This is a genomic window from Yersinia fenwicki (genome assembly GCF_043099325.1).
Taxonomy (GTDB): domain Bacteria; phylum Pseudomonadota; class Gammaproteobacteria; order Enterobacterales; family Enterobacteriaceae; genus Yersinia.
In genome coordinates this window covers 2482743-2495794 of the sequence record NZ_CP170755.1, presented here as the reverse complement: position 1 = coordinate 2495794, position 13052 = coordinate 2482743, and the positions used below count along the sequence as shown (strand labels likewise).

Genomic DNA, 13052 nt, shown 5'->3' with positions numbered 1-13052 from the left:
AAGTGCAGCAGATAGTCCGAACTATCACCTTGGCGTATAACAATCTCCCGAGACCCCACCGTATCATGCTGGGGTCGTTGACTGTAATGACACTGGCCGTCGCTGTTTGGCGGCCTTTTGTTTATCATCCGGAACATGAGCCCATCGCCAAGAGCGTGGTATTAGATACCAGCCAAACCCACATTTTATTACCCGATGCCAGCGAACCCATTGATCAGCCAACCCCTGATGATGAAATTCCGCAAGACGAATTAGATGCCAAAGATGTCAGTGAAACGGGCGTCCATGAGTATGTTGTCTCAACCGGGGATACCCTAAGCAGCATTCTTACCCAATATGGTATCGATATCTCGGATGTTTCCTTACTGGCGACCCAAAACCGTGATTTGCGTAATTTGAAGATCGGACAACAAATCTCGTGGACCGTCAATGACACCGGTGATTTGCAGCGCTTGACATGGGAAGTTTCTCGTCGAGAAACCCGCACCTATGACCGTGTAGGCAATAATTTCAAAGAAACAAAAGAGTTACAGAAAGGCGACTGGACCAATACCGTTCTTACTGGTCGTCTTGATGGCAGTTTTGTTACCAGCGCCAAAAAGGCCGGTTTGACTGGTGCAGAAATACGTGCTGTGACGAAAGCATTACAATGGCAGTTAGATTTTGCCAAGCTGCGCAAAGGTGATCAGTTCTCGGTGTTGATGTCTCGTGAAATACTCGATGGCCGCAGTGAGCAAAGCCAACTGATTGGGGTGCGAATGCGTTCAGGTGGTAAGGATTATTACGCCATCCGTGCCGATGACGGTAAGTTCTATGACCGCCAGGGTTCTGGCCTGGCGCGTGGTTTTATGCGTTTCCCCACCATGAAACAATTCCGCGTTTCGTCTAACTTCAATCCGCGCCGAATTAACCCAGTGACCGGTCGTATTGCACCGCACAAAGGGGTAGATTTTGCGATGCCAGTTGGCACACCGGTGCTGGCTGTGGGTGATGGTGAAGTAGTTATTGCTAAACGGAGTGGTGCGGCGGGAAATTATGTTGCTATCCGTCATGGCCGTCAGTACACCACACGTTATATGCATTTGAAGAAGTTACTGGTGAAACCAGGCCAAAAAGTAAAACGTGGTGACCGTATCGCATTATCAGGTAACACAGGCCGTTCCACAGGCCCGCATCTGCATTATGAATTTTGGATGAACCAGCAGGCAGTTAACCCATTGACCGCGAAGTTACCGCGCTCAGAAGGGTTGAGTGGCAAAGATCGCAACGACTATCTGGCCGTTGCCAAACAGGTCATTCCGCAGTTGCAACTGGATTAAATAGCACGCCGGTAGCTATGGGCTTCCGGCGCGTTTATACCCAGCGGTATATTATTAGCTCACCGCCAATTCCAAGAGTTCCCCATGTATAAAGAGAAAAACGACGCAGCTGGTTTTATTCCGGTATTTAAAAAATCTTTTCTACATCCTCGTTTTTGGGGTGTGTGGTTAGGCGCTGGGGCAATGGCAGCGATGGCTTATGTCCCACCGAAATTCCGTGATCCATTATTGGCCGGGGTGGGGCGTCTTGCCGGGAAGTTTGCTAAAAGTGCCCGTCGCCGAGCCCGTATTAACTTACTTTATTGTATGCCAGAGCTGCCAGAAGCAGAGCGCGAGCATATTATTGATCAAATGTTTGCAACCGCGGCACAACCATTAATGATGATGGCGGAGCTGTGTTTTCGTGATCCAAAGAAAGTGTTGACGCGGGTTCATTGGCATGGCTTGGATATTTTAGATGGACTGCAACAACAGGAGCGCAATGTTATTTTGTTGGTGCCCCACGCCTGGTCGATTGATATTCCGGCCATGTTGCTAGCTGAGCAAGGTAAGCCAGTAGCAGGTATGTTCCATCATCAACGCAATCCAGTTGTCGATTATTTATGGAACAGTGCACGTTTGCGGTTTGGTGGCCGTATCCATGCACGAGAGAGTGGGATCAAGCCCTTTATCAGTTCCGTGCGTCAAGGGTTCTGGGGTTATTACTTGCCCGATGAGGACTATGGCCCTGAGCAAAGTGAGTTTGTAGATTTCTTCGCGACTTATAAGGCCACGCTACCCGCCGTGGGGCGCTTGATGAAAGTTTGTCGTGCGGCTATCGTTCCAATGTTCCCTGTTTACAATTATCGTGAACATCGTCTTGATATCTATATTCGTCCACCGATGGATGATCTGGCAGATGCGGATGATGCTTATATTGCACGCCGCATGAATGAAGAAGTTGAGCTATTGGTTAAGCCGAACCCAGAACAATACACCTGGATTTTAAAACTGCTGAAAACGCGCAAAGAAGGCGAAATAGAGCCTTATGTTCGTAAGGACTTGTAACGCTAAGCGTGGGTGTCGAATCAAGAAATAAAAAAACCCGCTAGTGAGCAGCGGGTTTTTGCTTTTTGTCTATCACAGAATCATATCATTCAACACGCAGAATACGGCTGGTATTGGTGGTGCCAACCGTCTCCATGACATCGCCTTGAGTGACAATGACTAAATCGCCTGATACCAGGAAACCTTTGTCTCTCAGTCGATTGACTGCTTCACTCGCTGCTAGTACGCCATCAGTATGAGTATCACAATAAACCGGAGTGACACCACGATAGATCGCAGTCAGGTTTAAAGTATGCTCGTGACGCGACATAGCAAAGATCGGCAGACCGGAGCTGATACGGGACATCATCAGCGCAGTACGGCCCGACTCAGTCATGGCAATAATCGCCGTGATACCTTTCAGGTGGTTTGCCGCATACATGGTCGACATCGCGATAGCTTCTTCGATATTATCGAATTGCGTATCCAGGCGATGTTTTGACACATTAATGCTGGGGATTTTTTCTGCACCCAGGCAAACACGAGCCATTGCAGCAACGGTTTCGGCAGGATACTGACCCGCAGCGGTTTCAGCTGATAACATCACCGCATCGGTACCATCCAGCACCGCGTTGGCCACGTCCATAACTTCCGCGCGGGTTGGCATTGGGTTGGTTATCATCGACTCCATCATCTGAGTCGCAGTGATCACAGCACGGTTTAGCTGACGGGCGCGGCGGATCAGTTTTTTCTGAATACCGACCAACTCAGGATCACCAATCTCAACACCCAAATCACCACGAGCTACCATCACCACATCAGAGGCCAGAATGATATCATCCATAGCTTCATCGGTTGCCACAGCCTCAGCACGCTCAACTTTCGCCACAATTTGTGCATTACAACCAGCATCGCGCGCCAGACGACGGGCATAATTCAAATCTTCACCGGTACGTGGGAAAGAAACAGCCAGGTAGTCCACGCCAATCTTGGCCGCAGTGATGATATCGGCTTTATCTTTTTCGGTTAATGCTTCGGCTGACAGGCCACCACCTAACTTGTTAATACCTTTGTTATTGGAGAGTGGGCCGCCGACAGTGACTTCGGTGAACACTTTCATGCCCTGAACTTCAATAACCTTCAACTGCACACGACCATCGTCCAGCAACAAGATATCACCGGGAACCACATCAGCAGGTAGCCCTTTATAATCGATACCAACTCTTTCCTTGTCGCCTTCACCTTTGGACATATTGGCGTCTAGCAGGAATTTATCACCAATATTAAGGAATATCTTACCTTCCTTAAAGGTTGATACACGGATTTTAGGACCTTGTAGATCGCCAAGAATCGCTACATGTCGGCCCAATCTGGCGGCGATTTCACGGACTTTATTGGCCCGTTCAATATGATCTTCAGCGCTACCGTGGGAAAAATTCATGCGGACTACGTTAGCACCTGCAGCAATAACCTTTTCCAGATTATTGTCGCGGTCAGTAGCTGGCCCCAGTGTAGTAACAATTTTGGTCCTTCTAAGCCGTCTGGACATCTCTTACTCCGTTGACTGGTGAAGCATGGTGTTGTTAAAACAGCGGATAATAAATCCGATAGTAAAAAGTACTCAAGCTATCTTAACTTATCGACTCAGATAATATTTACCGGAGCCATGGTGAAAATGATGTTCCAATAATATGTCAGATTATCATTACAGAAGCTGCGTTAGCACAAAACAAAGCGAGTTTGAATTCTGCTTATGGATTTATGAACGTTACTCACCGCTGTTGATACGCGCTGAACCTTTATCGAAACGCGATTCTTTCAATGCATCTTTGACCCGTTTCAGGTTATCTCTGAATTTAGCACCACGACGCAGCGTGAATCCGGTGGCTAACACATCAATTAACGTTAATTGAGCGATGCGCGAAACCATCGGCATATACATATCAGTATCTTCCGGCACATCCAGCAGCAGCGGTAATGTTGCTTCATGGGCCAACGGGGTATCGCGTGAGGTAATAGCAATCACAGTGGCATCGTTTTCACGAGCTAAGTGAGCCAGCTCCACCAGGCTTTTTGTCCGCCCAGTGTGAGAAATCAGTACCACGACATCACCTTCACTGGAATTCATACAACTCATACGTTGCATAACGATGTCATCAAAATAAATCACTGGGATATTGAAGCGGAAGAATTTATTCATCGCGTCATGAGCAACGGCAGCAGATGCACCAAGGCCAAAGAATGAAATCTTCTTCGCTTGAGTCAATAAATCTACCGCTCTATTAATGGCTGCAATATCTAAATTATTCTTCACCATATCCAGGCTAGCCATGGTCGATTCGAATATTTTCCCCGTGTAAGCGGATACACTATCATCCTCTTCAACATTTCGATTCACATAAGGTGTGCCATTAGCCAGACTTTGTGCCAAATGAAGTTTAAAATCAGGAAAACCTTTGGTATCTAATCGACGGCAAAAGCGGTTTACGGTGGGTTCGCTCACGTTCGCCAATTTGGCAAGTGTGGCAATACTTGAGTGGATGGCCGTTTGTGGGGAGGCGAGGATGACCTCGGCGACTTTCCTTTCCGATTTGCTCAGGAGGTCCAGATTATTTTGGATATTTTCCAGCGTATTCATATATCGAGAATCACCCATGGGTTTTACCGATTTCATTTAAAGGAGAAATCTATGCCGGTTTAATGAAAATATACTACGAGCTGGGACCCGTTGGCAGAGGCATCTGGTAAGAAGTGACTCTTTTTCACCAGAATATGACCTGTGTCTAATTTTCATAATGGTAAATAGTTGTCAAAACCGTCATAAAATTACATTTTAAAGTTGTACCGCCTGATTTGACGCGGCTTGCCACTCTATCGCGTGTTTTTTGACCTTTTTTGGCCCGCTTTTATCTGGGTTTACTGGCTATAGTCAAAGAGAGTACATTAGTAATGTAAGAAAATTACAAATATCCTGCAACGAGGAGAATAACATGGCGGTAACTAATACAGGCCAGGCAGCCCAGGCGTGTGATCTGGTGATTTTCGGCGCTAAGGGTGACTTGGCTCGTCGGAAACTGTTGCCTTCCCTTTACCAATTAGAGAAAGCGGGTCACATCCACCCGGATACTCGGATTATCGGCGTAGGCCGTGCCGACTGGGATAAAGACGCGTACACAGCCGTGGTAAAGGAAGCCCTCGATACCTTTATGAAAGAGAAGCTGGATGACGAATTGTGGCAAAAACTCAGTTCTCGTCTCGACTTCTGTAATTTAGACGTCAATGACAACAAACACTTTGCCAAATTGGGCAAAATGTTAGATCAGAAAAATCGCATAACTATCAATTACTTTGCCATGCCGCCCAATACTTTTGGGGCAATCTGCAAAGGCTTAAGTGAAGCGGGGCTGAATAAAGAGCCTGCGCGTGTGGTTATGGAAAAACCATTAGGGAAAGATTTAGCGTCCTCAAGGGTGATTAACGATCAGGTTGCCGAATATTTCAACGAGTGTCAGGTTTACCGCATCGACCATTATCTCGGTAAAGAAACCGTGCTGAACTTGTTGGCTTTACGTTTTGCCAACTCACTGTTCGCATCTAACTGGGATAACCGCACGATTGACCATGTGCAGATAACTGTTGCAGAAGAAGTAGGGATTGAAGGGCGCTGGGGCTATTTTGATCAGGCCGGTCAGATGCGCGATATGATTCAAAACCATTTGCTGCAAATTCTGACCATGATTGCCATGTCACCGCCAGCAGATTTGAGTACTGACCGTATTCGTGATGAAAAAGTGAAAGTACTACGCTCTCTGCGCCGTATCGATCACACCAATGTGCGCGAAACCACCGTGCGTGGTCAGTATACCGCTGGATTTGTACAAGGTAATAAAGTGCCTGGCTATCTGGAAGAAGAAGGGGCGAACAAGAGCAGTAATACCGAAACGTTCGTGTCTATTCGTGTGGATATAGATGACTGGCGCTGGGCCGGTGTGCCGTTCTATTTGAGAACCGGTAAACGCCTGCCGACCAAATGTTCTGAGGTGGTGGTCTACTTTAAAAACCCTGCGCTGAACCTGTTCCGTGAATCTTATCAGCAACTGCCACAAAATAAGTTGACCATTCGTCTACAACCAGATGAAGGCATCGAAATTGAAGTGCTGAATAAAGTGCCAGGTCTGGAGCACAAGCACCGCTTACAAACCACCAAACTTGACCTTAGCTTCACCAAAACCTTTAACGAACAGCACATGGCTGATGCTTACGAACGTCTGCTGTTAGAGACAATGCGCGGTATTCAGGCGCTGTTTGTGCGCCGTGATGAGGTCGAGGAAGCCTGGAAGTGGGTTGACTCCATCATGGATGCGTGGGCTGCTGATAATGAAGCACCTAAGCCATACCAATCCGGGACATGGGGGCCAGTAGCATCGGTTGCCATGATTACTCGTGATGGTCGTTCATGGAATGAGTTCGAATAAATATAATAAAGAGCCGTTAGCTGGCTCGCATTGTGATTCTTTATGGCAGGCAGAAGCAGGAATGCATGTTCTGCCTGCCATATTTCAACGAACACCTTCGGGTGAGTACATGCCAATCGGCATAAGTGGAGATAACAACTGATGAAAAGCTGGAAAACGAGCGCTGAACAAATCATGACCGCAGGCCCGGTTGTCCCGGTGATCGTGATCAACAAGCTCGAGCAAGCGGTACCATTAGCAAAAGCCCTGGTGGCTGGTGGTGTTCGGGTGCTGGAAGTGACGTTGCGCACCCCTTGTGCTGTTGAGGCTATCCGCGCCATTGCTAAAGAAGTGCCTGAAGCGATAGTTGGCGCGGGGACTGTTCTTAATCCGCAGCAATTGGCTGACGTGATTGAGGCAGGTGCTCAATTTGCTATTAGCCCAGGGCTGACAGATGAACTTCTCAAAGCAGCGACTGAGGGCTCTATTCCGTTGATCCCAGGGATCAGCACTGTTTCAGAACTGATGCTGGGCATGAGTTATGGCCTGCGAGAGTTTAAATTCTTCCCGGCAGAAGCTAACGGTGGTGTGAAAGCCTTGCAAGCCATTGGTGGCCCATTCTCTCAAGTGCGTTTCTGCCCAACTGGCGGTATCACACCGAATAACTATCGTGATTACCTGGCGCTGAAAAGCGTATTGTGTATCGGCGGTTCATGGTTAGTTCCTGCTGATGCCTTAGAAAAAGGTGATTACGCTCGCATTACTGAATTAGCCAAACAAGCTGTTGCGGGAGCTACCGCATAAGTTGCTCTAACCTCCTGAACTGATGGGAGATACAGGCATTCGTTGCCAACAATAAAACCTCTGTAATGCAGAGGTTTTGTTTTTTTAGAATCACTAACTTATTATTTTGTAATCTCTTTTTATAAACTATTTACCAAATTGATGGTTTGCTTTATAAAATTGGCTGTGGTAAAAATACAGTAGTTAATTATTCCAATTTGATGAGGGTTTTAGGCGTATCACACTAAGTTTTGCATACAAGAATGTAGCTAAACCGCGTGTGGCTAAAAAAAAGAGATATATTATGATGAAAATTAATGGAATTACTTTCAAACCTTCAACCTGTCAACTCTTCCTGTCTGCCATTCTGGCCAGTGAGCATCACTGGTGCAGCGAGCTGTAGCGTCGTTCTTCTTCTGTAGTTAATAAATTTAACAAAATTTATACGCCAAGTGAGTTTCTATTTCTTACGGCCTGCGCACGTCTATTCCCTGTGAATAGGGTGCCGAGTGAGGATAACCGTAACAAATAGACCTTAGCGTGCGTTTTACTCGTCATGTTTCAAATAGCAGGGGTGTTGGCTGCACTCGTTACTCGGCCCATCCATGGGCCTCGTCTCTACGAGGCCGCCGCAAACAGCGTTCAAATCTGCTCCCGGCAGATTTGTTACCCGAATCACTTACTTATGTAAGCTCATTGGGATTCTCTTGTTTGCCGTCTTCCTGCACTTTGAAACCTATAGGGTAGTAGTGTGTTAGGAGAAGAATGATGATTTATTGGATATTTTTAGGTTTAGCGATTGTTGCAGAAATTATCGGCACATTATCAATGAAATACGCCAGTGTCAGTGGTGAGCTGACCGGGCATATCGTGATGTATTTTATGATAACGGGCTCTTATATCATGCTGGCGCTGGCAGTAAAGAAAGTGGCCTTAGGTGTGGCTTATGCTCTGTGGGAAGGGATTGGTATCCTTATTATCACAGTCTTCAGTGTGTTGTGGTTTGATGAAAGTTTATCGCCACTAAAAATTGCCGGTTTAGTCACCTTGATCGGTGGCATAATGTTAGTGAAATCAGGGACTCGTAAGCCGAAGAAACCAAACAGTCCGAGCCGAAATTCAGGTGAGCATCATGCAACAGCTTGAGTTTTATCATATCGCGTTTCTGATTTTGGCTGTCATCCTGGAAATCATCGCCAATATCTTGCTGAAAATGTCAGACGGTTTTCGCCGAGTATGGCTGGGCATATTATCATTGTTGTCAGTATTAGGGGCATTCAGTGCGCTGGCCCAGGCGGTAAAAGGTATTGAGTTGTCAGTGGCTTATGCTTTATGGGGCGGGTTTGGTATAGCTGCCACTGTAGCAGCCGGTTGGATCTTATTTAATCAGCGTCTGAACTATAAAGGCTGGATTGGTCTGATCTTGTTACTGGCCGGGATGGTAATGATAAAGCTATCCTAATCTGGAGTCTGGCGGGGCGGCTGCACCGATGGGCGCTCCGGCGGCTTACGCCGCTACGACCCATTCGGCACATTTCCCCGCCTATTCACGTTGTGATTAGTCTGAGGCAAGCCAAGGAAATTTGGCTGCTAATCAAATAGCCGCAATAATTTTGATTTCAACTTTATACTTTGGATTCATTAGCTTGGCTTCGACGGTACAGCGTACAGGTGCACTGCCATCAACCACCCAGGCATCCCACGCCGCATTCATCGCAGCGAAGTCAGCCTTATCAGCCAGAAAAATAGTAGCATCCAAAATACGGCTTTTATCTGAACCAAGCTGATTCAATATCATATCAATCGCTGCCAGGGCGTTTGCCGTCTGTGCCGTGGCATCTGCATCCAAATTTTCCGGCACGCTGGTGTAATAGATAGTGTTGTTAAATACCACTGCATCTGACCAACGTTTCTCTGGATTAATGCGCTCAATACTCATTTTCACTCCCTTGTGTGAATGTCAATGTCAGTTATTGCAATAGAGTAGCATAGCTCGCCGCGAGAATGTGTGGTCGTAAGGCGTCAGGCTTGGCATAATCACCGCTGATTTCGCCCGGAAGAGAAAGTGTGACAGACGATTTTGCAATAGATGGCGCATTAGCGCAGGCCATTACAGGTTTTAATCCCCGTGAGTCCCAGCGCCAGATGGCTGCGGCAATCAGCGAATCCATTGATGCTAAACAACAACTGGTGGTTGAGGCCGGTACGGGTACGGGTAAAACATTTGCTTATTTGGCACCCGCCTTACGGGCTGATTGCAAAGTCATTATCTCCACTGGCTCCAAAGCATTACAGGATCAGCTCTATTCCCGCGACCTGCCCACGGTAGCGACAGCCCTAAAATACAAAGGAAAGTTGGCGTTACTCAAAGGCCGTTCGAACTACCTGTGTCTGGAGCGACAGGAACAGCAATCTCTGGCGGGTGGCGAACTTGCCAGTGAAACATTAGTGGATCTAGTTCGACTGCGCGGCTGGTCAGCAGAAACCGTAGACGGGGATATCAGTACCTGTGGTGAAGTGGCCGAAGACAGTTTTGTTTGGCCGCTAGTCACCAGCACCAATGACAACTGTCTGGGCAGTGATTGCCCGTTGTACAAAGATTGTTTTGTGGTCAAAGCCCGCCGTCGGGCGATGGATGCTGATGTAGTGGTGGTTAACCACCATCTATTCCTGGCGGATATGGTAGTAAAAGAGAGCGGATTTGCAGAACTTATCCCTACTGCCGACGTAATGATTTTCGATGAAGCCCATCAGATACCTGATATTGCCAGCCAATATTTCGGTCAGCAACTGACTAGTAGGCAACTGATGGATTTGGCAAAAGATATTATTATTGCCTATCGCACTGAGGTGCGTGATTCAGCGCAATTACAAAAAAGTGCCGACCGCCTGACACAAAGCACGCAAGATTTTCGTTTGGTTCTGGGGGATCCCGGTTATCGCGGTAATCTACGCGATGTGATGGAGCAACCCGCCATTCAGCGGGCGTTGCTGTTGCTCGATGATGCACTGGAACTGTGTTACGACGTCATGAAGTTGTCCCTGGGGCGTAGCGCCATGCTGGATGCAGCCTTTGAGCGCGCTACGGTGTATCGCAACCGTCTGAAACGATTAAAAGATGTCTCCATGCCCGGTTACAGCTATTGGTATGAGTGTAACTCACGGCATTTTGTTCTGGCGCTAACGCCACTCTCAGTTTCTGACCGCTTTCGCGAGTTAATCGAAGAAAAACCCGGCACTTGGATCTTCACCTCAGCTACATTATCGGTGAATGATCAATTGTCGCATTTTACCTCCCGACTGGGGTTGACCAATGCCAAGACACTGCTGCTGCCCAGCCCGTTTGATTATGCCAATCAAGCATTGCTGTGCGTGCCGCGCAATCTGCCTTCCGCAAATGAGCCGGGGGCGGCGCGTAAGTTGGCAGTGATGCTAAAACCCTTGATTGATGCCAATAAAGGGCGCTGTTTCTTCCTGTGTACCTCGCACCAGATGATGCGCGGGCTAGCAGAAGAGTTCCGGGCCAGCATGACATTGCCGGTATTGGTGCAAGGGGAAACTAGCAAAGGGCAGCTTCTTGCGCAATTTGTCGCGGCGGGCAATGCACTTTTGGTGGCGACCAGCAGCTTTTGGGAAGGAGTGGATGTCCGAGGTGATGCTTTATCTTGCGTTATCATCGACAAACTGCCATTTACCTCACCGGATGACCCTTTATTGAAAGCGCGCATTGAAGATTGTCGCTTGCGTGGCGGCGATCCGTTCAATGATGTGCAATTACCTGATGCAGTGATTACGCTCAAGCAAGGTGTCGGGCGTTTGATTCGTGATATTGATGATCGCGGTGTGCTGGTTATCTGCGATAACCGCCTGGTGATGCGCCCTTATGGTGCTATGTTCCTTAATAGCTTACCACCGGCCCCCCGTACCCGTGATTTAGCGAAAGCTATCGCTTTTCTCAAGCAGCGCGATTGAGGGAAATGCGAGGAGGGGTGTGCTATTATGCGCGCCCTGTGTTGAATTCATCTTCTTTTCCTGCCGAGGTTGGCATGTCCACGCGAATTTTAGCGATCGATACCGCAACAGAAGCTTGTTCTGTCGCACTCTGGAACAACGGTGAGGTTCAGGCTCTGTTTGAGCTTTGCCCACGAGAACATACCCAACGAATTTTACCGATGGTACAGCAAGTGCTGGCAGAGTCAGGCTTGTCCCTGCAACAACTCGATGCACTGGCCTTTGGTCGTGGCCCAGGCAGTTTTACCGGTGTAAGAATTGGCATCGGCATTGGCCAAGGGCTGGCATTAGGCGCTGATTTGCCAATGATCGGTATTTCTACCTTGCAAACCATGGCTCAGGGGGCGTTTCGCCTGACGGGGGCATCTCGCGTACTCGCGGCAATAGATGCCAGGATGGGCGAAGTTTATTGGGGCGAATTCGAGCGTAACGACAAAGGGCTGTGGCTCGGGGACGCGAGTGAAGCGGTGATGACACCGGCACAAGCGCTGGAGCATGCACAATCATTGAGTGGCACTTGGTCGACGGTCGGTACGGGTTGGCAAACTTATCCTGATCTGATTAGCGGCAGCGGTGTAGTGCTGGTTGACGGCGAAATAACCTTACCTCATGCTGAAGATATGTTACCGCTGGCATTATCATCATGGGTGAATGGACAGGTCGTCAGTGTGGAGAATGCCGAGCCGGTGTATCTGCGCAATGAAGTGACCTGGAAAAAACTTCCTGGCCGTTAGAACTTCTCGTTGCTGCTGTAATTTGAAGGATCAAGAATATAGCAACTTGTCATGCTGTTTAGAGTCTAAAATATCAAGATAGAGATATGATAAGGAGACTCAGGTTATGGCGATAATGACGTCAACAGCTCAATCTACCCAGAACAAGAGCCGTAAATGGAGGTGTGGCTGGCTAGGATTGGGTGCTTTGCTACTTTCCGGTTGTGTCACGATCCCGCCCGCGATTCAGGGAACAACCGCGACACCGCAGCAAAATCTTAACTTGATTCGGACTGATCCCAAGGTCTTTATGGGTCAGGAGGCTCGTTTTGGTGGAACCGTTATTAATGTGACCAACGAGGCTCGGCGTACTCGGCTTGAAATTGCTAGCGTACCGTTAGATTCCGGCGCCAGACCTATTTTAGGTGAACCTTCACAAGGGCGTGTTATTGCTTATGTGAATGGTTTCCTTGAACCCGTCGATTTCCGCGGGCATCTTGTCACTGTTGTGGGGCCAATTACTGGTGTTGAAGCGGGTAAAATTGGCCAGACCCCTTATGATTTCGTGGTAATGAATGCTACGGGTTATAAGCGTTGGCATATTGAGCAGCAAGTGTTAATGCCACCCATGATGGACCCTTGGGGTTATCGTCACCCTGGTATGTGGGGGCCAGGATGGGACGGTTGGTACAATCCGGGGCCTGCACCGATACAAACTATCGTTACGGAATAGTGGGCCGGTTACC

The 13052-nt window shown here is 48.1% G+C and carries 12 protein-coding genes; 9 read left to right on the top strand and 3 right to left on the bottom strand.

The window, feature by feature from the left end; translation table 11 throughout:
- The first annotated feature begins 2 nt into the window (after positions 1 to 2).
- Both mepM and lpxM read left to right on the top strand, forming a co-directional pair.
- Positions 3 to 1319 (top strand): murein DD-endopeptidase MepM, encoded by a 1317-nt coding sequence (gene mepM / locus ACF3VQ_RS11510; RefSeq protein ID WP_392430941.1) that lies wholly within the window; start codon positions 3 to 5, stop codon positions 1317 to 1319.
- 84 nt (positions 1320 to 1403) lie between these two features.
- Positions 1404 to 2366 carry a lauroyl-Kdo(2)-lipid IV(A) myristoyltransferase gene (gene lpxM / locus ACF3VQ_RS11505; protein ID WP_392430939.1) on the top strand — a complete coding sequence of 321 codons (963 nt, stop codon included), beginning with the start codon at positions 1404 to 1406 and terminating at the stop codon, positions 2364 to 2366.
- A gap of 85 nt (positions 2367 to 2451) precedes the next feature.
- On the opposite strand, the gene pyk is transcribed toward lpxM, so the two are convergent.
- On the bottom strand, positions 2452 to 3894 hold the full coding sequence (pyk, locus tag ACF3VQ_RS11500; RefSeq protein WP_392430937.1) for a pyruvate kinase: 1443 nt from the start codon (positions 3892 to 3894) through the stop codon (positions 2452 to 2454).
- A 219-nt stretch (positions 3895 to 4113) separates the two neighbouring features.
- Entirely contained in the window at positions 4114 to 5019 is a 906-nt protein-coding gene (locus ACF3VQ_RS11495) for a MurR/RpiR family transcriptional regulator (RefSeq protein ID WP_026017862.1), read from the bottom strand.
- 316 nt (positions 5020 to 5335) lie between these two features.
- On the opposite strand from ACF3VQ_RS11495, the gene zwf reads away from it, so the two are divergent.
- From zwf to mdtI, 4 genes are all read left to right on the top strand, one after another.
- Entirely contained in the window at positions 5336 to 6820 is a 1485-nt protein-coding gene (zwf, locus tag ACF3VQ_RS11490; protein WP_392430935.1) for a glucose-6-phosphate dehydrogenase, read from the top strand.
- A gap of 141 nt (positions 6821 to 6961) precedes the next feature.
- Positions 6962 to 7603, top strand: a complete 642-nt coding sequence (locus tag ACF3VQ_RS11485; RefSeq protein WP_392430932.1) for a bifunctional 4-hydroxy-2-oxoglutarate aldolase/2-dehydro-3-deoxy-phosphogluconate aldolase — start codon at positions 6962 to 6964, stop codon at positions 7601 to 7603.
- A gap of 747 nt (positions 7604 to 8350) precedes the next feature.
- Positions 8351 to 8728: a multidrug/spermidine efflux SMR transporter subunit MdtJ gene (gene mdtJ, locus ACF3VQ_RS11480; protein WP_392435546.1), complete on the top strand. Its 378-nt coding sequence runs from the start codon at positions 8351 to 8353 to the stop codon at positions 8726 to 8728.
- Positions 8715 to 9044, top strand: coding sequence for a multidrug/spermidine efflux SMR transporter subunit MdtI (gene mdtI / locus ACF3VQ_RS11475; protein ID WP_005163022.1), 330 nt, complete (start codon positions 8715 to 8717; stop codon positions 9042 to 9044). Before mdtJ ends, mdtI begins: the two co-directional genes overlap by 14 nt.
- A gap of 132 nt (positions 9045 to 9176) precedes the next feature.
- On the opposite strand, the gene ACF3VQ_RS11470 is transcribed toward mdtI, so the two are convergent.
- Positions 9177 to 9521 (bottom strand): RidA family protein, encoded by a 345-nt coding sequence (locus ACF3VQ_RS11470; RefSeq protein WP_392430929.1) that lies wholly within the window; start codon positions 9519 to 9521, stop codon positions 9177 to 9179.
- Positions 9522 to 9649: 128 nt separating this feature from the next.
- On the opposite strand from ACF3VQ_RS11470, the gene ACF3VQ_RS11465 reads away from it, so the two are divergent.
- The 3 genes from ACF3VQ_RS11465 to ACF3VQ_RS11455 all read left to right on the top strand — a co-directional run bounded on the left by ACF3VQ_RS11465 (position 9650) and on the right by ACF3VQ_RS11455 (position 13039).
- The gene (locus tag ACF3VQ_RS11465) at positions 9650 to 11554 is read left to right on the top strand and encodes an ATP-dependent DNA helicase (RefSeq protein ID WP_392430926.1); all 1905 of its coding nucleotides are present in this window, start codon (positions 9650 to 9652) and stop codon (positions 11552 to 11554) included.
- A 74-nt stretch (positions 11555 to 11628) separates the two neighbouring features.
- A complete protein-coding gene (tsaB, locus tag ACF3VQ_RS11460; RefSeq protein WP_392430924.1) occupies positions 11629 to 12327 on the top strand; it encodes a tRNA (adenosine(37)-N6)-threonylcarbamoyltransferase complex dimerization subunit type 1 TsaB in 699 nt (232 codons plus the stop codon).
- Positions 12328 to 12433: 106 nt separating this feature from the next.
- Positions 12434 to 13039, top strand: coding sequence for a Slp family lipoprotein (locus tag ACF3VQ_RS11455; RefSeq protein ID WP_392430921.1), 606 nt, complete (start codon positions 12434 to 12436; stop codon positions 13037 to 13039).
- Positions 13040 to 13052: the final 13 nt, after the last annotated feature.

Bases quoted from the DNA above. Each gene is read 5' to 3' on its own strand.
- zwf (WP_392430935.1), top strand. From the start codon at position 5,336: ATGGCGGTAACTAATACAGGCCAGGCAGCCCAGGCGTGTGATCTGGTG.
- tsaB (WP_392430924.1), top strand. From the start codon at position 11,629: ATGTCCACGCGAATTTTAGCGATCGATACCGCAACAGAAGCTTGTTCT.
- mdtJ (WP_392435546.1), top strand. From the start codon at position 8,351: ATGATTTATTGGATATTTTTAGGTTTAGCGATTGTTGCAGAAATTATC.
- lpxM (WP_392430939.1), top strand. From the start codon at position 1,404: ATGTATAAAGAGAAAAACGACGCAGCTGGTTTTATTCCGGTATTTAAA.
- mdtI (WP_005163022.1), top strand. From the start codon at position 8,715: ATGCAACAGCTTGAGTTTTATCATATCGCGTTTCTGATTTTGGCTGTC.
- ACF3VQ_RS11470 (WP_392430929.1), bottom strand. From the start codon at position 9,521: ATGAGTATTGAGCGCATTAATCCAGAGAAACGTTGGTCAGATGCAGTG.
- pyk (WP_392430937.1), bottom strand. From the start codon at position 3,894: ATGTCCAGACGGCTTAGAAGGACCAAAATTGTTACTACACTGGGGCCA.
- ACF3VQ_RS11455 (WP_392430921.1), top strand. From the start codon at position 12,434: ATGGCGATAATGACGTCAACAGCTCAATCTACCCAGAACAAGAGCCGT.
- ACF3VQ_RS11485 (WP_392430932.1), top strand. From the start codon at position 6,962: ATGAAAAGCTGGAAAACGAGCGCTGAACAAATCATGACCGCAGGCCCG.
- ACF3VQ_RS11495 (WP_026017862.1), bottom strand. From the start codon at position 5,019: ATGAAATCGGTAAAACCCATGGGTGATTCTCGATATATGAATACGCTG.